Annotated in this window: 22 protein-coding genes; 17 read left to right on the top strand and 5 right to left on the bottom strand. The window is 54.9% G+C overall.

Annotated features, from left to right (window positions below; all coding sequences use genetic code 11):
• Positions 1-2 precede the first annotated feature (2 nt).
• Together OR1_RS06565 and msrA are read right to left on the bottom strand one after the other, a co-directional pair.
• Positions 3-224 carry a hypothetical protein gene (locus tag OR1_RS06565; protein ID WP_041970836.1) on the bottom strand — a complete coding sequence of 74 codons (222 nt, stop codon included), beginning with the start codon at positions 222-224 and terminating at the stop codon, positions 3-5.
• Between the two features lie 115 nt (positions 225-339).
• Positions 340-879 (bottom strand): peptide-methionine (S)-S-oxide reductase MsrA, encoded by a 540-nt coding sequence (gene msrA, locus OR1_RS06560; protein ID WP_041970835.1) that lies wholly within the window; start codon positions 877-879, stop codon positions 340-342.
• A 156-nt stretch (positions 880-1035) separates the two neighbouring features.
• On the opposite strand from msrA, the gene glpK reads away from it, so the two are divergent.
• From glpK to OR1_RS06485, 15 genes are all read left to right on the top strand, one after another.
• A complete protein-coding gene (gene glpK / locus OR1_RS06555; protein WP_041970833.1) occupies positions 1036-2526 on the top strand; it encodes a glycerol kinase GlpK in 1491 nt (496 codons plus the stop codon).
• Positions 2527-2555: 29 nt separating this feature from the next.
• A complete protein-coding gene (locus OR1_RS06550) occupies positions 2556-3032 on the top strand; it encodes a DUF2127 domain-containing protein (RefSeq protein WP_041970832.1) in 477 nt (158 codons plus the stop codon).
• Positions 3033-3241: 209 nt separating this feature from the next.
• Positions 3242-3580 carry a hypothetical protein gene (locus OR1_RS06545; RefSeq protein ID WP_152609833.1) on the top strand — a complete coding sequence of 113 codons (339 nt, stop codon included), beginning with the start codon at positions 3242-3244 and terminating at the stop codon, positions 3578-3580.
• Positions 3581-3737: 157 nt separating this feature from the next.
• Positions 3738-4748, top strand: coding sequence for a glycosyltransferase family 2 protein (locus OR1_RS06540; protein WP_041970829.1), 1011 nt, complete (start codon positions 3738-3740; stop codon positions 4746-4748).
• Positions 4714-6168 (top strand): NDP-hexose 2,3-dehydratase family protein, encoded by a 1455-nt coding sequence (locus OR1_RS06535; protein ID WP_052440296.1) that lies wholly within the window; start codon positions 4714-4716, stop codon positions 6166-6168. The genes OR1_RS06540 and OR1_RS06535 overlap by 35 nt, the downstream gene beginning before the upstream one ends.
• A gap of 10 nt (positions 6169-6178) precedes the next feature.
• A complete protein-coding gene (locus OR1_RS06530; protein WP_041970827.1) occupies positions 6179-7831 on the top strand; it encodes a glycosyltransferase family 39 protein in 1653 nt (550 codons plus the stop codon).
• A complete protein-coding gene (locus tag OR1_RS06525) occupies positions 7818-8804 on the top strand; it encodes a Gfo/Idh/MocA family protein (RefSeq protein WP_041970826.1) in 987 nt (328 codons plus the stop codon). The genes OR1_RS06530 and OR1_RS06525 overlap by 14 nt, the downstream gene beginning before the upstream one ends.
• Positions 8805-8878: 74 nt before the next feature.
• On the top strand, positions 8879-9916 hold the full coding sequence (locus tag OR1_RS06520; protein ID WP_237754244.1) for a DegT/DnrJ/EryC1/StrS aminotransferase family protein: 1038 nt from the start codon (positions 8879-8881) through the stop codon (positions 9914-9916).
• The gene (locus OR1_RS06515; protein WP_041970825.1) at positions 9913-10662 is read left to right on the top strand and encodes a bifunctional 2-polyprenyl-6-hydroxyphenol methylase/3-demethylubiquinol 3-O-methyltransferase UbiG; all 750 of its coding nucleotides are present in this window, start codon (positions 9913-9915) and stop codon (positions 10660-10662) included. Before OR1_RS06520 ends, OR1_RS06515 begins: the two co-directional genes overlap by 4 nt.
• 67 nt (positions 10663-10729) lie before the next feature.
• Positions 10730-14362 (top strand): response regulator, encoded by a 3633-nt coding sequence (locus tag OR1_RS06510; RefSeq protein WP_041970823.1) that lies wholly within the window; start codon positions 10730-10732, stop codon positions 14360-14362.
• Complete coding sequence (locus OR1_RS06505) at positions 14363-15190, top strand: protein-glutamate O-methyltransferase CheR (protein ID WP_041970822.1); 828 nt, start codon at positions 14363-14365, stop codon at positions 15188-15190.
• On the top strand, positions 15183-15767 hold the full coding sequence (locus tag OR1_RS06500; protein ID WP_041970820.1) for a chemotaxis protein CheB: 585 nt from the start codon (positions 15183-15185) through the stop codon (positions 15765-15767). The genes OR1_RS06505 and OR1_RS06500 overlap by 8 nt, the downstream gene beginning before the upstream one ends.
• A 15-nt stretch (positions 15768-15782) precedes the next feature.
• Complete coding sequence (locus OR1_RS06495; protein ID WP_041970819.1) at positions 15783-16973, top strand: ATP-binding protein; 1191 nt, start codon at positions 15783-15785, stop codon at positions 16971-16973.
• Between the two features lie 129 nt (positions 16974-17102).
• The gene (locus OR1_RS06490; protein ID WP_041970817.1) at positions 17103-18359 is read left to right on the top strand and encodes a CHASE4 domain-containing protein; all 1257 of its coding nucleotides are present in this window, start codon (positions 17103-17105) and stop codon (positions 18357-18359) included.
• A gap of 93 nt (positions 18360-18452) precedes the next feature.
• A complete protein-coding gene (locus tag OR1_RS06485; RefSeq protein WP_041970815.1) occupies positions 18453-20693 on the top strand; it encodes an ATP-dependent helicase in 2241 nt (746 codons plus the stop codon).
• Positions 20694-20724: 31 nt separating this feature from the next.
• On the opposite strand, the gene OR1_RS06480 is transcribed toward OR1_RS06485, so the two are convergent.
• Positions 20725-20991, bottom strand: a complete 267-nt coding sequence (locus OR1_RS06480) for a PilZ domain-containing protein (protein ID WP_041970814.1) — start codon at positions 20989-20991, stop codon at positions 20725-20727.
• A gap of 136 nt (positions 20992-21127) precedes the next feature.
• Here OR1_RS06480 and OR1_RS06475 point away from each other — a divergent pair, with 136 nt between their 5' ends.
• Entirely contained in the window at positions 21128-21583 is a 456-nt protein-coding gene (locus OR1_RS06475) for a YqaA family protein (protein WP_041970812.1), read from the top strand.
• A 21-nt stretch (positions 21584-21604) separates the two neighbouring features.
• Positions 21605-22915, top strand: coding sequence for a pitrilysin family protein (locus OR1_RS06470; protein ID WP_041970811.1), 1311 nt, complete (start codon positions 21605-21607; stop codon positions 22913-22915).
• On the opposite strand, the gene hslO is transcribed toward OR1_RS06470, so the two are convergent.
• Both hslO and OR1_RS22260 read right to left on the bottom strand, forming a co-directional pair.
• On the bottom strand, positions 22905-23780 hold the full coding sequence (gene hslO, locus OR1_RS06465) for an Hsp33 family molecular chaperone HslO (RefSeq protein WP_041970810.1): 876 nt from the start codon (positions 23778-23780) through the stop codon (positions 22905-22907). The genes OR1_RS06470 and hslO overlap by 11 nt on opposite strands.
• 9 nt (positions 23781-23789) lie before the next feature.
• Positions 23790-23971: hypothetical protein (locus OR1_RS22260; RefSeq protein ID WP_041970808.1), on the bottom strand; the 182-nt coding region annotated here is incomplete at its 5' end.

Genomic DNA, 23971 nt, shown 5'->3' with positions numbered 1-23971 from the left:
TCTTATGCTCCTTTCGTTGCCAGATAGTTGTTGATCTCTTTTTCGATCCTTGCTTCGTCTTCTTTGGCCAGCCCGTGGATGGAAACCACATCCTTCAGCAGGCAGATTCCAACCTTGCAGGTAACGCATCCGATATCGTACCGGCTGAGAATAGCGCCGATCTCAGGGTTACCCTGAATCACATCCTGTATCGCCATGTCACCCAGGCCGTTATTGAATTCCATAATCCTCTCCCCTTCCTTTGTTCAACTTGATGAGTCCACCTTAGTTGAAAAAGTGAGAAAGCAGATTGATGTGAGTCAATAAACGTGACTTTCGATACTGGTGAGTTTCAGAGGTCTATTTCAACTTGTCGCGGAAATTTTTGCCGAGTTTGCTGATTTTGGGGTCGATGACAATCCGGCAGTATGGCTGGTAGGGGTTGAGTCGGTAATAGTCCTGGTGGTAGCTTTCCGCTGGGTAGAAGGTGGTGAGCGGAACAATCTCGGTAACGACCGGATCAGGCCAGAGCCCGGCGGCGCTAACTGCGCGGAGGGATCGTTCTGCCGTCTCCTTCTGACTGTTGTCGTGATAGAAAATGGCCGATCGGTACTGGCTGCCGCTGTCGGCCCCCTGACGGTTCAAGGTGGTAGGGTCGTGAATCTGCCAGAATATCTCCAGGAGCTCGGCAAAGGAGATTATCCCCGGATCGAATGTTATCTGCACTGCTTCGGCATGGCCGGTGGTGCCGTTGCAGACCTCCTGGTAGGTGGGGTTGCTGACGGTCCCTCCGGTGTAGCCCGATACTGCCTTCTCGACCCCCTTCAGCCGGGAGAATACAGCCTCCACGCACCAGAAGCACCCTGCTGCCAGCGTTGCCGTTTCATCAGGTTTTGTCATGGCCTGCCTCCGATCAGTGAACACACCTGCCGATGATTGGATTATAACAGAATGCGGCTAAATTCGGTATCCGATGCTGGTTGACCTGTTGCGCTTGGCAGCAATGGATGATGAAGTATACTTATCCTCGTCTGAACTAAGCTCCGGGGAGGCGTCATGAGCAGCGTTATCCTTGCCCTCGACCAAGGGACCACCAGTTCGCGGGCCATTGTCTTCGACATCCGCGGCAATGTCCGTGCCGTAGCCCAACATGAATTCCGCCAGATTTTCCCCCAACCCGGCTGGGTTGAGCACGACGGCCGTGAGATCTGGTCGTCGCAGGCCGGTGTCGCTGCCGAGGCGCTCTCCCTTGCCGGCGTATCCCCGCGCGAGGTGGCGGCAATCGGGATCGCCAACCAGCGGGAAACAACGCTGCTTTGGGACCGAAAGAGCGGTGAGCCGTTGCATAATGCCATCGTCTGGCAGGACCGGCGGACAGCGCCGCACTGCGACCGGTTGCAGCAGGAGGGCTTGGCGCCGCTATTCCGGGCAAAAACCGGACTGGTTCTGGATGCCTACTTTTCCGGGACCAAGCTTGCCTGGCTGCTGGACAATATCCCCGGAGCCAGGGCCAGGGCAGAGGCGGGAGAGTTTGCATTCGGAACCGTCGATTCCTGGCTGGCCTGGAATCTTTCCGGCGCCAGGCTGCACATCACCGATGCCAGTAACGCCTCCCGCACCCTGATGTACAATATCCATTCGCTTGCCTGGGACGATGAATTGCTCGACATCCTGCGGGTGCCGCAAGCGGTGTTGCCCAGGGTGGTCGATTCCAGTGAGCTGTATGGTCACTGCTCCGGCAATCTCTTTGAAGGCATCCCTATCGGCGGAATGGCGGGCGACCAGCAGGCGGCGCTCTTTGGTCAGGGGTGCGGCAGTGAGGGGATGGCGAAAAACACCTATGGCACCGGGTGCTTCATGCTGATGCATACCGGTGCCCGCCCGGTGCCGTCGGAACATAATCTTCTGACCACCGTGGCCTGGAAGATCGACGGCAAGGCCGAATATGCCCTGGAAGGTTCGGTCTTCATCGCCGGTGCCGCAGTGCAGTGGCTTCGGGATGGTTTGGGGATAATCCGTGATTCGGCCGAGGTCGAGGCGTTGGCCGCAACTGTTGCCGACAACGGTGGGGTGTATTTCGTGCCGGCCTTCTCCGGCCTCGGTGCCCCGCACTGGGACCCATACGCGCGGGGCACCATTGTCGGCATCAGCCGTGGCACTACTTCGGCCCACATTGCCCGTGCCGTGCTCGAAAGCATCGCCTTCCAGACGGCTGATCTGCTTGCCGCCATGGAGTCCGATTCCGGGGTGAGGCTTTCCGAGCTGCGGGTCGATGGCGGTGCTTCGGTCAACAACCTTTTGCTGCAGTTTCAGGCCGACCTCCTCGGCGTGAACGTGGTTCGCCCCATGGTCAGGGAGACAACGGCGCTCGGCGCGGCATGTCTTGCCGGTCTTGCGGCCGGTTTCTGGAAGGACCGGGATGAAATCGGCCGTTTCTGGCAACGGGATCGTCTCTTTACTCCACGAATGGCGTCTGATAGGGTAAGTGAGCTCAAACAATTCTGGGCAAAGGGGCTCGACCGGTCGAGGGCATGGGAGACCCCTTGAGCAAACAACACTGTTCATCTGGGTGTTAAATGGCAAAGAAAAAGAAACGGAAATCGATCGGAACCGGCGGACTGCATCTGGTTGCCCTTTTTGAAGGGGCAAAGGGGGTCCTGGTTCTTGTGACCGGCTTCGGCCTTCTCGCCTACATCCACAGAGACGTCCATGAAGCGGCAGCCCAGCTTGTCAGGCATCTCCACCTGAATCCTGCCAGTCATTACCCCCATGTCTTTCTTGATTTGATGGAACGGGTCCACAGCACGCAGCTTTGGGCAATGGCAGGAGCCGCATTGGTCTATGCGGTTGTTCGTATTGCCGAAGCGGTGGGGCTTTGGTTTCATCAGCGTTGGGCCGAATGGTTCGGAGTCTTGACCGGCGGGATCTATATCCCGGTGGAGATTTATGAAGTAACCCGAAGCGTTACCTGGCCCAGGGTTACGGTTCTGCTGGTAAACGTCACTATCGTAGCCTACCTGCTGCTGGAGATGTCGCGTCATGGCAAGAAATGACGCCGGCAGGAAAACGGTGCCGAACTTACCCCTCTCACATCCCGAAGGACAGAATGAGCCGAGTCGTCATGGCGGCATTGCAAGGCATTTGTGACAATAAAATTGACTCTTAAAGTTGGTTTTGGTAGTTTCTAATAATCTGGCCGGAGGATTGCAGTAATGGCTGTAACATGATGAATGTTTGCATAAAATAGTGTTGCGGTGGTTTTTTGAAACTCAAATTTATAAACAGTCGATGGTCTATTTCTCTGGTGTTGGTGGTTATCTGCCTCGGGCTGATTTCGCTCGGGGTCAGGCTCCCCTCGCTGGCCGGCGTTTCAAGTTCGTCAAAACCCAAACCTCGCCCCCGCGCCACAATCCAGACCCAGATCAAGTCCTGCAAGGAAAAGATATGCAAGGCTTGCCAGGTTGATCTTGTTGTCAAGGGTTTCACCGTCACTCCCCCATCTAGACATACCCTCGTTGTTGATGTCCAGGATGCACCGGTCAGCAACAGACCGGTTTATATTGCCCGAGCATCTTCCCGCGCTTCGCCTGCATTCTCCTGACCCATATCTACTGATTTTAGATCCGTTAAATGACGGCAGCTTTCGTTTTCGATCGTCATTTAAAGACATAAGCTGTCCGGCTATCCAAAGGGATGATGCCGCAGATTTTATGGATACGAAATATCCGTAAGGTTTTTGCGAACTCAACGGAGCTGATATGACAAGGCTTTCGATTGTAATTCCGGTCTTCAATGCGGAAAAGACAATAGAATCATTGTGTAATACCCTGATTGCCCTGTATTCGGCCAGGTTTGACCTGGAAATCGTTCTGATAAATGACTACAGCCGCGACAGCACTGACCTGATCTGTCGCAGATTACAGATGCAACATTCTGAAACAATTGTCTATCTGCGGCTGTCCAGAAATTTCGGCGAACACAATGCGGTCATGGCCGGGCTTAACAGTGTGACCGGCGATTATTGCGTGATCATGGATGACGATTTCCAGAATCCTCCGGAAGAGGTAGGAAAGCTCGTCGAGGAAATATCGAAGGGGTACGACGTGGTTTATTCGCGCTACCCGGTTAAGAACGACCACCTGTTCAGAAATATCGGGAGCCGGGTAAACGACAAGATGGCCAATCTTGTCCTAAGGAAGCCGGCGGACCTGTATCTCTCCAGCTTCAAGGTCATCAACCGGTTCCTTGTCGACGAAATTATCAAGTATACCGGCCCTGATCCCTACATCGACGCCATTATTCTGCGCTCAACATTCAGCATCGGTTCGATTGAGGTACGGCATGATGTCCGGAAGCAAGGTCGATCCGGCTACACCTTCATGAAACTGGTGTCGCTCTGGGGCAACATGGTGGTGAGCTATTCCATGATTCCGTTGCGGTTATTGGGCTTATTCGGTTTCATCATGACCCTGGTCGGCATTTACTTCGGCGCCAACACCCTGGTGGATTATATCTTCCCGGGTATCGACGATCCCACGGAATATGAGACCCTGATGTCGGTTACCGCCTTTTTCCGGGGGTTCCAGCTGCTCGCTATCAGTGTTGTCGGGGAATACGTGGGAAGGGTCTACCTTTCTCTTAACAGCGATCCACAATTCATAATCCGGGAAAAGTTCTCGGCGCGCAGAAAGAACCAGGTCGTGAGCATATACCGGGGAGCCGATGGAGCCGCTAATGAAAGCATCTCTTGTGCAGCGAAACAGGATTGAATCAGGAGCCGGACAGCCCGAATCAGCCGCGGAGCCGAAAGAACGCTGTTTACAGAATCTTTCCGATCTTGTCCGGTCAAGGGTCAGCGAAGAATCTCTGCATTCGGACCGGGAGTTGGATGCGTGGATCGAGGAGACTCTGGCCAACTGCAGACTGAAGGTAAGCCGGATAGCGCTCGATTCGATGAAAAGATGGTCGATTGACACGGCGTCCGGCAATATTGGCCATGAAACAGGCCGATTCTTTACCTTTACCGGCGTGGGAATCCGTCATCGAACCACTTCAGGCGAACTGGAATGGGACCAGCCGATCATAGATCAGCCCGAGTTCGGTATCCTCGGGATCCTGGCCAAAATGATCGGTGGGGTCATGCATTTCTGCCTTCAGGCAAAGGAAGAGCCCGGCAACATAAATTCCGTGCAGATTTCCCCAACCGTTCAGGCAACTTTCAGCAATTATACCTGCGTCCATGGCGGTACCGCTCCCCAGTTTATCGAATATTTTCTCTCTCCCAAGCCGGAAAGCCTGATTTTCGGAAAGCTCCAGACCGAAGACGGAGGGCGTTTTCTGTACAAGTCCAACCGGAACATGGTCGTAAGGGTTGGGGACTCGGAACTTACCCATCTCCCCGATGGTTTCATCTGGATGACACTGCGCCAGATTGTTCGGCTTATGAAGCAGGACAACCTGGTTCATGCAACTACCCGGAGCGTGTTGTCTGCGCTTCTTCTCCCAGTGATCGGGGATTCCTACTGCCTGGAAAAGTTTCTGTGGGATTCTTCCGGAGCGGTTATGAATCTTGGCGAGACCATTCAGTGGCTGGACGAAAGAAAAGCCGCCAATCACATGCTGGTAAAAAGGAAGGGGCTTAAATCGCTTAAGGAGTGGACTTTTTCGGCTGACGGCGCTTTCCGTCATCAGGAGGAAAGATTTTTCAAGATAATGGGAATCGACGTCACCGCTGGCGGCAGAGAGGTAAGCAGGTGGCAACAGCCAATCATAGCCAATATGCAGCCGGGAGTAATCGGTATCCTGGTCAGGAATCAACACGGGAAGCGTCATTTTCTCATTCAAGCAAAGGCAGAAGCCGGGAATCGCACCATAGTCCAACTTGGTCCGACAGTTCAGTTCTCCACGGTCAACTATCAGGACAACCCGAGGCTTCAGAAACCGTTTCTGTTCGATGAGTTCTCGACCCCGGGGCACTACCCGGTACTCGCGGAAAGCATGCAGGCAGAGGAGGGAGCCCGGTTTTTCCGGGAGACAAACTGCCACAGGGTTCTTTTTTTGCCTGAAGGGGCAGAGATTGACCTGCCGGTGGATTTTCGGTGGTTCTCCGAGGACGAGATCAGATTTTTTCTCAATCTGGGAGAAACCGTTAACTCATGTGCAAGAAGTATTATTGCCTGCCTGATATAAGGGGAAATAAATGGATTCGGCCAGGATTAAATTGCCGATGGGGGTAACGGGTGAAGAGGACCGGACGCTGACACGTCGCGATGTTGTTTTCATCGGGGCGATGGTTGTCATCGGCCTGTTGATAAGGGTATTTTGTCTTCGTTACTATGATGTAATATCAGCTGACGGCACTGCATACGTCGGGGTCGCCCGCGGCCTCAGGAATCTGGATTTCAGCGGGTTGGTCAGTTACGGGTTTTACCCGGTTCTTATCTGGATTGCCGGAATGATTATCCCTGACCTGGAGACTGCAGGCAGGGTTGTTTCCGTGCTCTTTGGGGCGCTTCTGTGCATACCGGTATATCTCCTCGGGTTGGAGCTGTTCTCAAGACGTACTGCCGTTGCGGCAAGCATTGTGCTGATAGTATGGCCTTCACTCAGGCATTGGTCTTGCGAGGTCATGACGCAGAGCGTCTACACGGCATTTGCATTTGCCGGCATCTACTGCATTTGGCGGATGATCCGAGATTCCTCCATCAAGTCCTCCTTGCTTGCCGGATTTTTTCTCGGACTTGCCTATGTCACCAGGACTGAGGCCATCCTGCTCTTGATTCTCTCGCCGTTACCTCTGTTGGTGGCCTGTCGCAGAGAACTGAAATCAAAAGTGCCGGTTCTCTTCGCCTATTCGGCAGTTTTTGCGACAATAGTATCGGCAAATCTCCTTCTGGTTCATCATTCTACCGGGTCATGGCAACTTGCCACCAAGACATCCGTGGCGTTGAACGATGCAATTTCCTATGTTATGAAAATTCCCGATCTCAACTATATCCCCGGGGTAAAGCCAACCAGTTACCTTGAGATCCTTGTGGAGTATCCATCATTTATCCTGAAAAACACGCTTTACAACCTGGTGGAATTGGTGAAAACCCTGCTGCCGCCCCCGTTATGGATCTTATTGATAATCGGTGTTGCGGCCGGTGGTCTGAGTGCAGAACGGAACCTGGTCAGGGTCTTTCTGCTCGCCGCCTGCGCCCCATTGGCAGTAATAATTGTCTATTATTATGTCGGTCCGGAATATACCCAGCCATACATTCCGGTAATCCTGCTCTTCTGCGCGGAAGGGCTTCGAACGGCGGAAAATTTCATCGTTAGCCGGCTTCATCCTGAATCGTTGCCGACGGTTGTAAAACAATGGCTGCCGCAAAATCCGCTGACACTGTCAGCGGCGCTGGTCTATGCGCTCATCACCTTTGCAGGGCAGATACCCGACAGTTCGGCCACAAAAGAGTATCTGCCGGAAAGCGACGGGGGCAGGCGCGACCAGAAGCATCTCGGACTGGTGCTCAAGCAGAACCTCCCACCGGGCAAGATCATGACCCGATGGGCCCGGATTGCATTTTATTCCGAACGTGAATGGGTCAATATCCCGAATACGGACTATAACGGCATCATGACCGCTGCCCAGGAGGCAGGGGCGAAATTTCTCATCGTGGACGGCGGGCTTTGGGAGATACGCCCCGGACTGGGGGAAGACCTTTTCGAGCCGTTTGTGCCGGGCGCTTTTGCCAACGGAACATATTTCAATAATGACAAGAACTCTATTGTCAAGCCCGGCCTGCGTCCTTTCATGATCTACCTGAACGATCCGACCAGCATGGGTATGGTTGTCTATGAGATCATCTGACGATACCCGCTGCCTAGGGGTCGGGATTCTCGGTTGTTCGGATATTGCGCGGCGGAAGTTTATCCCTGCGGTTCTTTGCAGCAAACTGGCACGGCTTAGTGCAATCTACGGACGGGATTCCGGGACGGCCGCCGCTCTGGTTCCGGATCTGCGGTGCGATTTCATGGATTGCGATGAGTTGCTCGCCTCCCGGCACATCCAGGTCATCTATAATTCGCTCCCCAATCATCTTCACGAAGAATTTACGATCCGGGCGCTTGAACAGGGAAAACATGTCATCTGTGAAAAACCGCTCGGACTTTCCACTGCTTCGGTGGAGCGGATGCTGCAATGTGCCGAGGCGAACGGGTTGCTCCTGTATGAAAACCTGATGTTTCTCTGCCATCCGCAGCATGATATGGTCAAGAATCTACTGCAGTTCGGCAAAATCGGCCGCCTGGTCTCGCTCAGGTCGGTCTTCGGTTTCCCTGCCCCGGCAACCGGAAATTTCCGCCTTGACCCTGCCATGGGGGGTGGGGCATTGAACGACCTCTCGCGTTATCCCGCTGCAACGGCTCTTTATTTCCTCCGGGGAGCGCTTGACGGTTTCAGCGGCATTGCCCTTAACCGCAACGGTTTGAACCTTGCCGTTCATGGCACTGCTGTCAGCACTGCTAATGAAATATACATGTTTTCCATGGTATTCGGTCAGCAGTACGAATCTTACTACGAGATTGTCGGTGAAACGGGCAAGATCAGGGTTGACCGGGCCTATACCACTCCGGCCGATCTGGCGAACGTCGTAATACTTGTTCATGGCGCTGAAGAGACCACAATAGCTGCCCCCGCGGCAGACCATTTCCTGCTGGCACTTGAGCATGCCTGTTCCTTGATTCTTGCAGGGGGGCCTTTTCAGGAAATCCACGACCGATCCCGGACCATAGCCGCAATCAGCGACCGGATCAGCAAAGGATGCCGAGATGTCGAACTCTGAAGTGCCCAGGATCAGATACTGGGACTACCTCGATGAATACCGTGCGAACAGGGAGCAATACCTGGCCCTGACCGATGCGGTTTTTTACTTCCGGCCGGCTAATCCTCGGCGACTGCGTGGCCGGTTTCGAGAAGAATTTTGCCGGCTACTGCGGCGCAGTATTCGGGGTCGGGGTCAACTCAGGCACCGATGCCCTGTTTCTTGCCCTCAAGGCGCTGGAGATCGGACCCGGCTATGAAGTGATAACCGTCTCCAATACCGCTATTCCGACGGTTGCCGCAATCCGGGCAGCGGGCGGGGTTCCGGTTTTTGTCGATGTGGAACCGGATACTTTCCTGATGGATGTTACCCAGGTCGAAGCGGCAATATCGCCCCGGACCAGGTGCATTCTGCCGGTGCATCTCTGCGGACAGGCAGTGGATATGGCGCCTCTGCTCGCCATTGCCCATGATCGGGGAATTCCCCTGGTGGAAGACTGCGCGCAGGCAGCGGGTGCAATTTATCACGGCCGGAAAGTAGGCTCGTTCGGCACCATCGGGGCATTTTCCTTCTACCCGACCAAGGTGCTCGGGGCATTCGGCGACGGGGGTATGATGGTGACATCGGATGCCGCGCTTGACCGCCGTTTGCGGCGCCTCCGGTTTTACGGCATCGACGACAACTATCATGCGGAAGAGGAGGGATACAACTCCAGGCTCGACGAGATTCAGGCCGCCCTGCTCGACGCAAGGTTGACGAACCTCGACAGGGAGGTCGACCGGAGACGGGAAATCGCGGCCGCATACGATGCCGGGCTTAGCGGTGCCGGCGACATCGGATTGCCGGCTGAAAGGGAAGGGCGGAGGCACCAGTACTATCTTTACACCATCCGGACATCCCGGCGGGATGCCCTCAAGGCCTATCTTGCCGATTGCGGCATCGAGACCCGGATCAATTACCCCACCCCGATTCACCTGATGCGCGGCTATCGCTTCCTGGGATATGCACAAGGTTCACTCCCGGTTACCGAGCGGCTTAGTGTCGAAATCCTCTCTCTGCCGATGTACCCGCAGCTCACCGATGCCGAAGTGGCAAGGGTCGTGGCTGCGGTGCGGTCGTTCTTTAATGCATGAATGATATTGAATACCAGAACATGTATGAAGTGGAGGATACGCACTGGTGGTACGTCTCGCTTCATGAGCTGATCTGCTCGTACATAGCCGATGAGCGGCGCGGGAAAGGAGCGCCACTAGATATCCTCGACGCCGGTTGCGGCACTGGTCGCCTGATGCAGCTTATGGAAAGGTTCGGTACTGTCGAGGGTTTCGACATGTCGGAGCACGCCCTTGGATTCTGCCGGGCGCGGGGTATGGAGCATACCCGGCTGGCTGATCTGAACGAGGTCGAACTGGGTGAGAACCGCTACGACGTCATCACCTCCATCGACGTCATCTATCACCTAAATGTGCGGGACGAAGCCGCTGTTTTCAAGAAACTGTACCGGGCATTGAAGCCCGGCGGCTTGCTGATCCTCAATCTGGTCGCCTTTGAATTCCTGCGCAGCACCCACGACATTGCCGTGCATACCAGAAGACGCTATACCAGAGCCTCGCTCCACCCTCTCCTTACCATGCAGGGGTTCCATATCGAAACATCGTCCTACCGCCCTGCTTTCCCCTTCCTCCCCATTGCCCTTTACCGCCTGGTCCGGCGGATCCTGCCCTGCTCTAGTGACCCGGAAATGGTCATTTCCGATGTCCCGCTTCCGATCAGAGTGGTGAATGATTTCCTGCTGCATATATCCCGGTTCGAAAACCGCCTGATCCGCGCCAGGTCGCTCCCGTTCGGGACCTCTCTCTTTATAACCGCTCGTTGTTAATTGGTTCAAATGTGTTATTGTTTATTGGCTTTGATTCAGTCATTGCGGCGGTATTGGAGGGGGTCTGATGGGTTGGTACGCTAATCTGAAGATCGGCAAGAAGCTGGTGCTCGGCTTTGTTTCGGTAATAGTCATTTCCGGGCTTGTGGGAATAGCCGGGATCAAGGGGATGGGCGAGCTTGACGGCATGCTCGTAAACCTCTACGGCACCACTCTTGTCTCGACCGTCTATGTCAACGAGGCATACACGCAGCTGATAATGCACAACCGAAGGATTTACCGGCACATTGCCTCCGGAGAAAAAGGGGTAGAGGAGCAGGTCGCCAGCCAGCTAAAGATCAATGAAATGGCGATCAGCGAGGCAATGGGAAAATACCGCAAAACGAGTCTGGTACCGACAGAAACAGAACTGCTGGAGAGATTCAACCGGATCTGGCCCGAGTATTTATCCGTTACCGCCAGAATATTGAAAATATCCTCGGAAGGGCGAAACCGGGAAGCTGTAGCCCTTGCCGAAAATGAGGGTCGGCCGCTCTTTTACAAGCTGAACGATACTCTGGCCGAGCTTGTCCGATACAACCTGGCCGAGGGGAAACAACAGAACGATGAAGCTGAGAGGCTTTTCCATGCGATACGGTACTGGATGATTGCATTGATTCTGGCAACGGTGGCCATAGGCGCTGCCATGTCTTTTTTCATCACCAGAAGCGTGGTTTCTCCGCTGCGGCAGGTTTTAGACGCCGTACTCTCGATTTCTGAAGGGGGAGAGGAAAAGGCAAGGCTTGCCGAAGCCATATCTTCCGGAGATCTTAGTCAGGATGTGGCGATAACCGAACGGCTAAGGCTGGACCTCGATACGGTTCCCAAGGACGAGGCCGGCATGCTGCTCAAGGCGGTGGCGGGCTTGAGCGATATGCAGTCTTCCGTGGATGCGGCGTTTTCCCGAATGACCGAATCGCTACGCAGAAGCCGAAAGGAGGATCAGGAGCGAGACTGGCTGAAGACCGGAACCAATGACTTGAATGCCATTCTGCGCGGCGACCGCCGAGTGGGAGAGATGGTCGAACAAAGCCTCGCTTACCTCTGTGAGTATCTGGGCGCCGGTGTCGGTGCTTTCTACTTTTACAATGACAATTCCCGCGATCTCGAAATTGGCGCTACCTATGCCCTTACCCGCCGGAAAAACCTTAACGAGCGGATTGTCATGGGCGAGGGGTTGGCTGGGGAGGCTGCCAAGGAACGGAAAGTCATCTGTCTTACCAATGTGCCGCCTGACTATCTGCCGATCAGCTCTGCCACCGGAGAGTCGAAGCCGCTCAATATTGCGGCAGTTCCTCTTCTCCATAATGATCGCCTCGTGGGAGTCCTGGAGTTGGGGTCTTTCAATGAGTTCATGGACAAGGAACTGGAATTTCTCCAGCTGGCACGGGAAGGTTTGGCAATCGGGATAAGCATCAGTATATCGAGAAAGCAGATAGATGAACTGCTGGAGCAGACCCAGGCCCAGACCGAGGAGCTGCGGGTGCAGCAGGAGGAACTCCAGCAGACCAACGAGGAACTTGAAGAGCGGGCGCAGATGCTGGAACAGCAGCGGGAACAGATTCGCGCCAAGAACCGGGAGGTTGAGGAGGCGAGCCTGGAAATCCGGCGCAAGGCCGAGGAGCTGGAACGGGTCAGTACTTACAAATCAGAGTTTCTGGCCAACATGTCCCATGAGCTGCGGACTCCGCTCAACAGCCTGATGATCCTTTCGAGCCTGCTGAGGGAAAACCGGGACGGCAATCTTACCGAGAAGCAGGTGGAGTACGCGGCGACTATCAACAGTTCCGGCAACGACCTTCTCAATCTTATCAACGACATCCTTGATCTCTCCAAAATAGAGTCCGGCAGGCTTGAATTCAATTACGAGCCGCTTTCGGTTCAGACCCTGTTCGGCCAGATCCGGACGATGTTCGCTCCGATCGCGGAGCAGCGGGGGCTGGCTTTCGATGTTGCCATCGAAGAGGGTGTCCCTGAAGAGATAACCACCGATAGCCAACGGACGCAGCAGATACTGAAGAATCTCATCTCCAATGCCTGCAAGTTCACCACCTCGGGCGAGGTGACGGTACGGGTGTTTCTGCCATCCGTAGCGGAAAACCCTCTCAATGCTCCGGCAATTGCCGTTGAAGTCGCGGATACCGGGGTCGGAATCGCCGTCGACAAGCACGAACTGGTATTTCAGGCATTTCAGCAGGCCGACGGGACCACCAGTCGCAGGTTTGGCGGGACCGGTCTCGGCCTTTCGATTTCCCGGCAGCTCGCCAGAGGGCTTCATGGCGATATCCTTCTGCAAAGCAATGAAGGGCAAGGGAGCACCTTTACGCTTTATCTCCCTCTTGCCCCTTCTCCGGCAACCAGGGAGCTGCACAAGGATCTCTCGACTGCGGCGGTTGTGCCGGACCGTGATGCGGTGAATCCGGATGCAAGCGCCGACCTTGCGCCTGCGCCTGTCCAGGATGACCGGGAACGTTTGCTGCCGGGAGAACGGAGCATATTGATAATCGAGGACGATCTTAATTTTGCCGGCATTTTAATGGATATGGTTCGCAAGAGGGGTTTTGCCGCCATTGTGGCAGCAGACGGCGAAAGCGGCATTATGCTCGCCGAGCGGTTTCTTCCCAGTGCGATTATCCTTGATGTCATGCTCCCTAAAGTCGATGGCTGGGGGGTTATGAGAAGCCTCAAGGGGGACATGAAAACCCGGCACATCCCCGTGCATTTTCTTACCTGCCTGGAAGACCGGCAGAAGGCGATGAGCATGGGTGCGGTCGGATTTCTTAAAAAACCGGTGGACAGCGAGCAGCTGAACCAGCTCTTTGGAACCATTGAGCAATCGATCTCGCGGACGGTAAGGAAACTCCTGATAGTTGAGGAGAGCAGGGACGAGGCCAACAGCATGGTTGACCTGCTCGCGGAAAGGGATGTGGCGATCACTGTTGCCGTTTCCGGTAGAGAGGCTATTGAACGTCTGACCGGCGAACTTTTCGATTGCGTGGTGCTTGACCTGGGGTTGTCTGACATCTCCGGTTTTGAGGTGCTCGCAAAAATGCAGGAACTCGACGAGCCGCTGCGTCCGCCGGTCATCATTCATTCCGGGAAGGAACTGACCCATGAAGACGAGCACAGACTGCGCAACTATGCGGAAAGCATCATCATCAAGGGGGCAAAAAGCCCCGAGCGGCTGCTGAATGAAGTAACGCTCTTTCTGCATGTCGTGGAAGGGGGAATCGCTCCGGACAAGCAACGGATGATCCGTCAGGCGCTCGACAGCGAGGTGATCCTTGAAGGAAAGAAAGTGCTGATCGTTGATGACGACATGAGGAACATCTTCTCCCTTTCCAGCATCCTGGCCGAGAAGAACATGCAGGTCGTTGAGGCTGAGAATGGCGTGGAAGCGTTGGAGCGGTTGAACGAGCAGCCTGACGTTGATGTTGTGTTGATGGACATCATGATGCCGGAAATGGATGGTTACACCGCGATCCGGAAAATCAGGAAGGATGCGCGGTTTGCCAAGCTCCCCATTATTGCCCTGACCGCAAAGGCCATGAAGGGCGACCGGGATGATTGCCTCAAGGCCGGCGCCAGTGATTACATTCCCAAACCGGTGGAGGTTGAAAAGCTGTTTTCTTTGCTCAGGGTCTGGCTCTACGGAAACTGAATGGATCAGGACGAACTCTTCGACATAGAGCTGCGCCTTTTGTTGAGCGGCATCAACCAGGCATACGGCTACGACTTCACCGACTACTCGGAGGCTTCCCTGAAGCGGCGGATCATGCACTGGTTCGTCAACTCGGATTACGCGACTCTATCTGATGCCCAAGCCAGAATCCTGCGCGATCGGGATGCCTTTGAAAGCCTGCTGAGAGGGATAACCGTCAATGTCTCGGAGATGTTTCGCGACCCCCCTTTCTTCAAGGCAATGCGGGAAACCGTGATACCGCATCTTCTGACATACCCGTTTGTAAAGATCTGGCATGCCGGGTGCGCCACCGGTGAAGAAGCGTATTCCACGGCCATACTCCTGAACGAAGAGGGGATGGCAGGCCGTTTCAGGATGTATGCCACGGATATCAACAATGCGGTGCTGCAAAAGGCCCGGGATGGTATATTCCCATTGAAGGAGATGCAGCGGTACACGAGAAACTACCAGTCCGGTGGTGGGAAAAAGTCTTTTTCCGATTACTATACCGCAAGGTACGATCACGCCATCATGATGCCGGCCCTCAGGGAGCAGATTGTGTTTGCCAGTCACAATCTGGTGGTGGACAGCGATTTCGGCGAGATGCACCTGATTCTGTGCCGCAATGTTCTTATCTATTTCAAACCGACCCTCAAGGAGCGGGTATTGTTTCTGTTCGACAACTGTCTCCTGCCGGGGGGATTTCTCTGCATAGGGTTGAAGGAGTCTTTGGAAGGCCGGAAAATTGCATCGCGTTATTCGGAAGTTGCGCCCAAGATGAGAATATACCGGAAGAGTTATGGATAGAAAGGGTAATGGACGCTTTCGTGCCGTTGTCATAGGGGTTTCAACCGGCGGGGTGGAAGCCTTGAAGATCCTTTTGGGAGGGCTGCAGGCGAGTTATCCGTTACCCATACTGATTGTCGCGCATATCGCTTCTGAAGCAAGCAACGGTCTGGCTCTATTGTTGGACGATTTTTGCAGTGTCCGGGTCAAGGAAGCTGATGAGCTGGAGGAGATCGTGCCGGGAACGGCCTATATCGCCCCTCCGAATTATCATATGCAACTGGAGCGGGACGGAAAGATCACATTGTCAGTTGATCCGCCGGTTAATTTTGCCAGGCCTTCAGCCGATGTTCTGTTTGAAACCGCGGCCGATGCCATGGGGGCCGGACTCATAGCCGTTGTTTTGACCGGCGCCGGATCGGACGGGAGCATCGGTTTGAAGGCGGTTGCTGCGAAAGGGGGGACCACAGTGGTGCAGTGCCCCATGAATGCAGTCGCCGATTCAATGCCGAAAAGCGCCGCTGCGGTGATAAAGCCGGATTATGTGATGCCGTTGGAAAGGATTCCGGAGTTATTGATACAACTCGCCTGGGAATGAGAGGATGTGAGTTCAATGAGTGAGCTTTGCTGTGGTGAAAAGCCCGGAATATTGCTTGTGGACGACAGACCTGAAAACCTCGATGCCCTAGAGGGGCTTCTTGGTGACCTGGAACTGGAGATGATCAGGGCACAGTCCGGTAATGAAGCGTTGCGCCTCGCCCTGAAAAAGGATTTTGCCCTGGTGCTGCTCGACGTTCAGATGCCCGAGATGGACGGATTTGAAACCGCCGAATTCATGCGCTCCAACCCCAAGACCAGGCACCTGCCGATAATCTTTGTCACCGCTGGAATGAAAGATCTTAAATTCCAGTTCAAAGGTTATGATGCCGGGGCCGTGGACTACCTCGCCAAGCCGATCGAACCGGTAATCCTCCGGAGCAAGGTCAAGGTATTTCGCGACCTGTATCTCCAGAGACGGGAACTGGATCTGCACCGGCAACAGCTGCAACTACTCGTGGATCAGCGTACGGCACAATTGCGGCATGCCGCACAGGAACTTGAGCAGAGGGTCATTGAACGGACCGCAGAGTTGCAGCAGGTCAATCGTCAGCTCGAAACCTTTGCCTATTCGGTATCCCATGACCTCAGGGCGCCGTTACGGCATATCGATTCATTCAGCCAGATCCTGATGGACGACTATGCCGATCGTCTTGACGAAGAGGCCCGGGGAGTGCTCCAGCGAATCGTCAAAGGGTGCAGCAGGATGAGTAGCCTGATCGACGCCATTCTATTGCTCTCCAGGACTGCGCGCCAGTCTCTTAACAAGATTCCGGTAAACATGGAGCGGCTTGCAGCTGAGACCTTTGAGCAGTTCAAGGACCAGTGCGAAGGGAAGGAGGTTGAGGTCTCAATCGGTAGCCTCCCGGACGTTCAGGCTGACCCGGTCCTGATGCGGCAGGTATTTGCCAATCTCATCGGCAATGCGCTCAAGTACAGCAGTCATTGCGATCGGCCCCGAATCGAGGTCGGCTCATTCCCGAAAGAAGGGAAAACGGTATATTTTGTCAAGGACAATGGCGTGGGATTTGACATGAAATATGCTGACAAACTGTTCGTGGTCTTCCAGAGGCTGCACGACTCAAAGCAGTTTGAAGGGACCGGAGTCGGACTGGCCATAGCCCAGAATATCATCCAGCGGCATGGCGGCAAGATCTGGGCTGAGGCCGAGCCCGGCAAAGGGGCATCATTTTATTTTTCGCTTTGAATCGTTAGCGCTGGGGATACTTACCGATGCCACTCTCTCCTCTGCAATCCGGAACTTCCCATAGAGATTGTCTGCAGATTCCGGTCAAGCTAAGTTCCCGTTGAGAAAATCAGGTATTACACCGATATTATGGAACCGAAAAACAAAGCAATAATTGCATTTTCAGCCGCATTAACGGTCATTCTCCTTCTGCTGCTGATCAGCGTAAAGTATCTTGTGCTGAACAGTTATCTGGCTCTGGAAGAGGAGGATGCAAAAGAACATCTGCAACGAGTGGACAATGCGCTTGAAAGCGAACTGGATTCACTCGAATCAACGGCAGGGGACTACGCTGCATGGGATGATAGTTATCGTTTCATGCATGACGCCAACCCCGAATACGTTGCTTCAAACCTATCCGAATATTCCCTGTCAAAGCTCAGAGTCGATTTAGTGGTTTTTGTCCGCAACGACGGCGGAATTATCCATGCAAATGCACTGAAAAGCAGAACCGGCGCCGGTTTGTCCACCCCGGACTGGCTGGCAAATCACCTTGAACCCTCATCTCCTTTAAGGCAATGCAATGCCCCTGGCGACAGAGTCAGGGGGGTCATTGTGATTGAAGGAGCTCCTTATCTGATATCGGCACGGCCTGTGTTGACCAATGACATGCAGGGACCGGTTATAGGTTCTTTGATCATGGGGCGAAAAATCGATTCTGCAGAACTATCCAGAATGCAGAAATTTACCCGGTTACCGCTCGATATTTCAGTTCTGGAGCCGAATCTCAATCTCCCGGTGTCTTTGAATAACGACAAGCCGCTTTCCCTGGAAAACCGGTATGCAGTCAAGAAGGTCAATGTCGGGGTTCTGAACGGCTATGCTTTAGTCGGCGACATTTACCGGCGCCCGGCTTTGCTGGTAAAGGCCAAGATCGAACGTGACATCTATCGGTCAGGAGTAAAGACCTCCCGCTATTTCATGGCCTGGGCAGTGGTCATCTCAATCCTGAGCATTATTGTCTTAGACTCCGTACTAGCCAGGTTCGACTCGACAAAACGCAATATTGAGGCCGAAAGGCTGAATTTTGCAGCAATGCAAGGGATGGCCTGCGGGGTCATCCTCCTTGAATCAGAATCTTTCCGGATTGTGCAGGTGAACCCGGCTTTTGCATTTTCTCTTGGGTATTCGCCTGAAAGGTTATGCGGGGTTCTGTTACGTGAACTCTTTGCCGACATCGGTGATTTTGCCGTATTCATGGCATCGGTTCAGAGCAGAGCTAGGGCGGAACTCCCCGAACTGCGGCTATTAAACAATGACAGATCGGCTGTTGCAATGACGGCGGATGCAAGCCGGGCAGTGCTTGACGGCAATGAGTATGACTGCCTCCTCCTCAGAGTAAAGTAGGGTAACCAGGCAATGCGGAATTCATATCTCGTTGCCTTGTCATCACCCCTGTAGTAAAGTTCCCTTCCATAATTCAGTTGAAAGCAGATCCAAATGCCACTTAATAAGCTTAACCCCCCACAGAGGGAGGCTGTTCTGCATGGCGAAGGTCCGTTACTCATCCTTGCCGGAGCCGGTTCCGGCAAGACACGGGTCATTGTCCACCGGATAGCCCAGCTGGTTCGTGTCAGCGGAGTGCCGGCTTGGCAGATACTGGCGGTCACGTTTACCAACAAGGCTGCAGGCGAGATGCGCGAGCGGGTCGAAAAGGAGCTGGGAGGTGGCGAAATGCCGCTTATCTCCACTTTCCATTCCCTGTGTGCCCGGATTTTGCGCCAGGATGGGCATCGCTTGGGTTATGATCGCTCATTTGCCATCTATGACGATAGCGATACCCAGAAGCTTCTTAAAGAAATCCTGGCCGAACTGAATCTGGATGATAAGCGCTTTTCGGCAAGGGCATTGGCCGCCGCGATCGATGACTGCAAAAACAGCGGGCGCTCGGCCGATGAAATCCCCCACGATTTTCAGCATGCCGTGCTTGCCAAGGTATACACTGCCTACCAGGACCGTTTGAAGCGGTGCAATGCGCTTGATTTCGGCGATCTGGTGATGATGGCCGTAAAGCTGTTCGAAACGGAGCCGGATCTGCTGTCGCATTACCGGGACCGGTGGCGCTGGCTTCTGGTCGATGAGTATCAGGATACCAACCCGATTCAGTACCGGCTTATCAGGCTCCTTGCCGGGGAAAGACGGAATCTCTGCGTAGTCGGCGACGACGATCAGTCCATCTACCGGTGGCGTGGCGCGGATATTCGCAACATCCTCGACTTTGAAAAGGATTTCCCCGGCGTCAGGGTGGTGAAACTGGAGCAGAACTACCGCTCGACCCAGGCGATTCTTTCCGCTGCCGGGGCGGTGGTGGCGAAAAACCGGGGGCGGAAGGCGAAAAAACTCTGGACCGAAAACCGTGAAGGGGAGCGCATTGCGTACCACCGGCTTGAGGACGAGAGGGGAGAGGCCCGGTTTGTCTGCAGGGAAATCGCCCGGCACCGGCAGGGTGGGGGAGCGCTTGCGGACATCGCCGTATTCTACCGGACCAATGCCCAGTCCCGGCCGGTGGAAGACGCGCTGGTTGCGGAAGGGATTCCGTATCACATGGTTGGTGGCATGAGGTTTTACGAGCGGATGGAGGTTAAGGACATCCTTGCTTACCTTAAGGTGCTCGTAAACCCTGCAGACGAAATGGCATTGAAAAGAATAGTCAACACTCCGCCCCGTGGGATCGGTCATGCGACACTGGACCGGATTGCCGAAGTCGCAGCGCAACAGGGGATAACCTATTACGAGGGGCTCAGGTACTGTTACGCGAGCAGTGCCTTGTCCTCCGGTCCCCGGGGCAAGCTGGCCTCATTTGTGGCAATGATGGACGGCTTTGCCTCGCTGCTTGATGACTTATCTCTGGAAGAGATCACGAGCCGCATTATCAGGGATTCCGGCTACGAGGCGAAACTGCGCGAGGAGCGAACCGAGGAGTCTGCCGACCGCCTCGCCAACCTCCAGGAACTGCTTGCCGCCATGGCCGAGTTCGAGCAGGCCGGCGATGAAAAGGGGGCAGCGCTTTTTCTTGAGCAGGTTGCGCTGATCTCCGACCTGGAGCGCGGTGAGAAGGGGCGGGATTCTGTAACCCTGATGACGCTTCATGCCGCCAAGGGGCTGGAGTTCCCGGTCGTTTTTATAGTCGGTCTCGAAGAGCGGCTGTTCCCCCATGTGCGTGCCCTCGATGACAACGAACAGATGGAAGAGGAACGCCGGCTCTGTTATGTCGGGATGACCAGGGCCATGCAGCGGCTTTTCCTCACCAATGCCCGGCGCCGAAGGGTCTTCGGTCAGGACCAGATGAATCCCCCCTCCCGGTTCATCTCCGATATCCCGAATGATTTGATCGATTTTGAGGAGACCCCGTCTCATTCTTCGTCCTGGGGGGCTGCCAACTGGAGCCGCCAGGCAGGCCCGGGGCCGGAACGGCGTGAATCCGAATCTCCTGTGTCACAGCACAATCTCGGAAGGGTCCTGACCCGGGAGGGTGAAGAAAGCGGCTTTCCAGAGGTGGAGGTCGTTCCTGACGAGGAGTCGGGGGTCATGTTGGGTATGAAGGTTCGCCACGGCAAGTTCGGAGTCGGAACCATACGGCGGATCGAAGGAAGCGGCGACGAGCAGAAAGTGATTGTCTGGTTCAACTCGGTGGGGCCGAAGAAGTTGCTGGTGAGATTTGCCGGCCTGGAAAGGGTTTAGTGCCCTTGTGGCGAACTAACTGCACGGGACACTAGTCGAGCAGGGTTTTTTCAAACTCCACGGCAAACCCCTCTGCGCTAATGCGAACCACCCGTCCCTTCAAGCGGCAGATCTGCTGGTCCTTGGTGTGATGGTAAAGGGTAATCATGATCGAATCGTTTATCGGTATCTTTTGAGTGGTCCGGACAAAAACTCCCTTCAGGCTGATGTTGTCAAGTTCGCCTTCAATGATGGTGCCGTTGTAGGTAATGGTTGCCTCCAGATGGATCGGAAGCCTGGAAAAACTCCGCTCCGGCATTTATCCCCCTATTGTACGAGCAGCATGCTTTCCGTTCAACAGCGCGAAATATAATTATATCTCCCCGGTCTGCTCATGCAATAGCGTCAAGGCAAAGTTTTTGACAAGGTGCTTTGATTCGGTTACTGTGGGCGCCATGCAGGAATTCCTGACCGCGCACGGATTGCCGGCGCTCTTCTTCCTCAGTTTTCTGGCTTCTACCCTGATTCCGCTCGGCTCGGAATGGCTGCTCGTGGCGCTGCTGCTCAAGGGGGGCGCTCCGATCCCGGTTGTTGCAACCGCATCTGCCGGTAATTTTCTCGGTGCCTGTACGAGTTACTGGCTCGGCATTTATGGCAGCCGGTTCATCGAGGAAAGGCTCTTCAGGATGCAGCCCAGGGACAAGGAGCGCGCAGAGCGCTTTTTTGCCAGGTTTGGCAGCTGGAGCCTGCTTTTTTCCTGGCTGCCTGTGGTTGGCGATCCTCTCTGTCTGGTTGCCGGCGTCCTGAGGGTCGGATTTATCAGGTTTTCGATTTTGGTGCTGACCGGCAAGTCGGCCAGATATGCGCTTGTTGCATGGGCGGCACTGGAAGGCAGGAGTTTGTTTGTTTGAGTTCACAATAACGGAGCAGCAATGATTACATGCAAAACCGCTACCCTTACCAACGGACTGCGACTGGTGGCAGTAGAGATGCCCCATCTTCACAGCGCCGAAATCGCGGTATACGTCAAAGCCGGTGGCAGGAACGACACTGCGGAAAAGGCCGGGATCGCCCACTTCCTGGAGCATATGCTCTTTCGGGGGACGACGGAGTATCCGACCACCCTGGAACTGGAGACCGCTTTCGAGGCAATCGGCGGGAGCGTCAATGCCGCTACTGATGAGGAAACAACCTGTTTCTTTTCCCGTGTGCATCCGCAGCATGTGGCGAAAGGGGTGGCAATGCTCGCCTCCATGCTCCGGCGGCCGCTGCTTAGCGGGCTCGAGACCGAAAAGCGGATCATAATCGAGGAGGCGCTGGAAGATATCAATGAACAGGGTGAAGAGATCAATACCCATAATATCGCGAGCCGCCTGATGTGGCCCGGGCACCCGTTGGGGATGCCGACCATCGGCTACCTGGAGAGTATTCGCGCGATATCGGTCGAGGACCTTTCCGCATACATGGCCCGTCATTATCTTCCTGCAAATGCCGTGGCTGTCGTAGCCGGCAACGTAAACGGGGCGGATTTCTTTCGCGCGTGCGAGAGCGCTTTCGGTGATTGGGTCAATGGCGGTCTGCCGCCGCAGATGCCGGCAGTCCACAGTCAGACCGAACCGCAGGTTCATTTCGTCTCCGACTCTGACAGCCAGCTGCACCTGCAGCTCGCTTTCAGGGGATTCTCCCGTTTTGACCACCGGATCATGCATCTCCGGCTGCTGCGCAGAATCCTGTGCGGGGGGGGGAGTTCACGCCTGCATATCTCGTTGCGGGAGCAACTCGGCATCGTCTATTCGGTTGATGCCAGCATCGCTGCCTACGAGGAGACCGGCGCCTTCTCGATCGAACTCTCCACATCTCCGGAGAACCTGGAAAAGGCGGTGGAGGAGGTGCTTGCCGAGGTCGTTGCGCTTGGGTTCGGCACCATCCCGCTGGAGGAGTTCGAGCGGGTCAGAAACAGTTATTTCTTCGATCTCGAATACAGCCGGGATTCCACCTACGAAATGCAGGTCAGGTTCGGGTGGGGTGAACTGATGGGGATTGTGCGGAGTATCGAAGACGATTACGCCGAGGCGGCTGCCCTGAGTGCTGCTGACCTGAAGGCCGCAGCTGAGGCGCTTTTTGCGCCGGAGAATCTGAATCTGATCGTGGTCGGGCCATGGCAGGATATACACAGAAATGCCATAGAGTTCCAGATTACGAGGTTTTGCCGAGCTTGGGCAGCCAAGCAGGTCATCCGGTAATCTCGGAGATCAGCCGTCGCAACTCATCCCCGTCGAACCGGTATCTCTCCTGGCAGAACTCGCAGGTGACCTCTGTTTCCCCCTGTTTTTCAATCATATCCTCCAGCTCGTCCTTGCCGAGCGAAATCAGGACCTTTTCTATTCTTGCCCGGTTACAGGCACAGACAAACGCCAGTTCTCTCTTCTCCAGCGTTGTATAGGGAATCCCTTCAAAGAGGCGCTCAATAAGCAGTTCAGGTGTGATCCCCTCTCTCAGCATTGCCGTCAGCGAAGGGAGTGTCTCCAGGCGGTGCATCAGCTTGTCTACAATCTCGTCGTCGCCCGGCGGCAGAGCCTGAATCAGGAAACCGCCGGCAGCTGATACGCTGTTGTCCGGTTCCACGAAGACTCCGAGGCCAATGGCTGAAGGGGTTTGCTCCGATTCCGTGAGATAGACCGCCAGGTCTTCGCCAATTTCGCTGGTTGCCAGGGGAACAACCCCCTTGTAAGGTGCCTTCAGCCTCAGGTCCTTGGTGACAGTCAGCAGCCCGGCCCGGCCAAGTGCCGAAGCGATGTCGAAGGTGCCGTCCGGTTTCTCCATATGAACTGCCGGGACCCTGACATACCCGCGTAGTGCGCCATTGGCATCTGCTTCTATCAAGATCTTCTTGAGCGGGCCGTTCCCTTCAAATGAGAGAGCAATGCGCTGATCAGTCTTAAGCAGCGCGCCCATGAGCGCCCCAGCGGTAAGGCCCCTGCCAAGGGCAACCGCAGCTGTCGGCCAGCACCCCTGTCGCAGGCAGGCCTCGTTCACCAGGGATGTCGTAATGCAGGCAAACGCCCGGACCGTGCCGGCTGCCGTGATAATTCTTACCAGATAATCCATTGCGTGCCGTTATTCCTTGGCGGCTTCTTTCTTTTCTTTGCGGATCAGCAGCTTGAGTGCCGCTTTGCAGATGGCCACTCCCAGCGATTCATCGTACCAGTGCGCCATCTCCCGCTGCTTGTCGTTGTAAATCCCGCAGGTATAGATATCGCTCGCCACGGTACAGGTGATGGTAAGGTTACTCTCCTTCA

The organism is Geobacter sp. OR-1, from assembly GCF_000813145.1.
Lineage (GTDB): Bacteria > Desulfobacterota > Desulfuromonadia > Geobacterales > DSM-12255 > Geoanaerobacter.
Note: the sequence above shows the minus strand (reverse complement) of the source record. Positions and strands in the feature narration are given on the sequence as shown.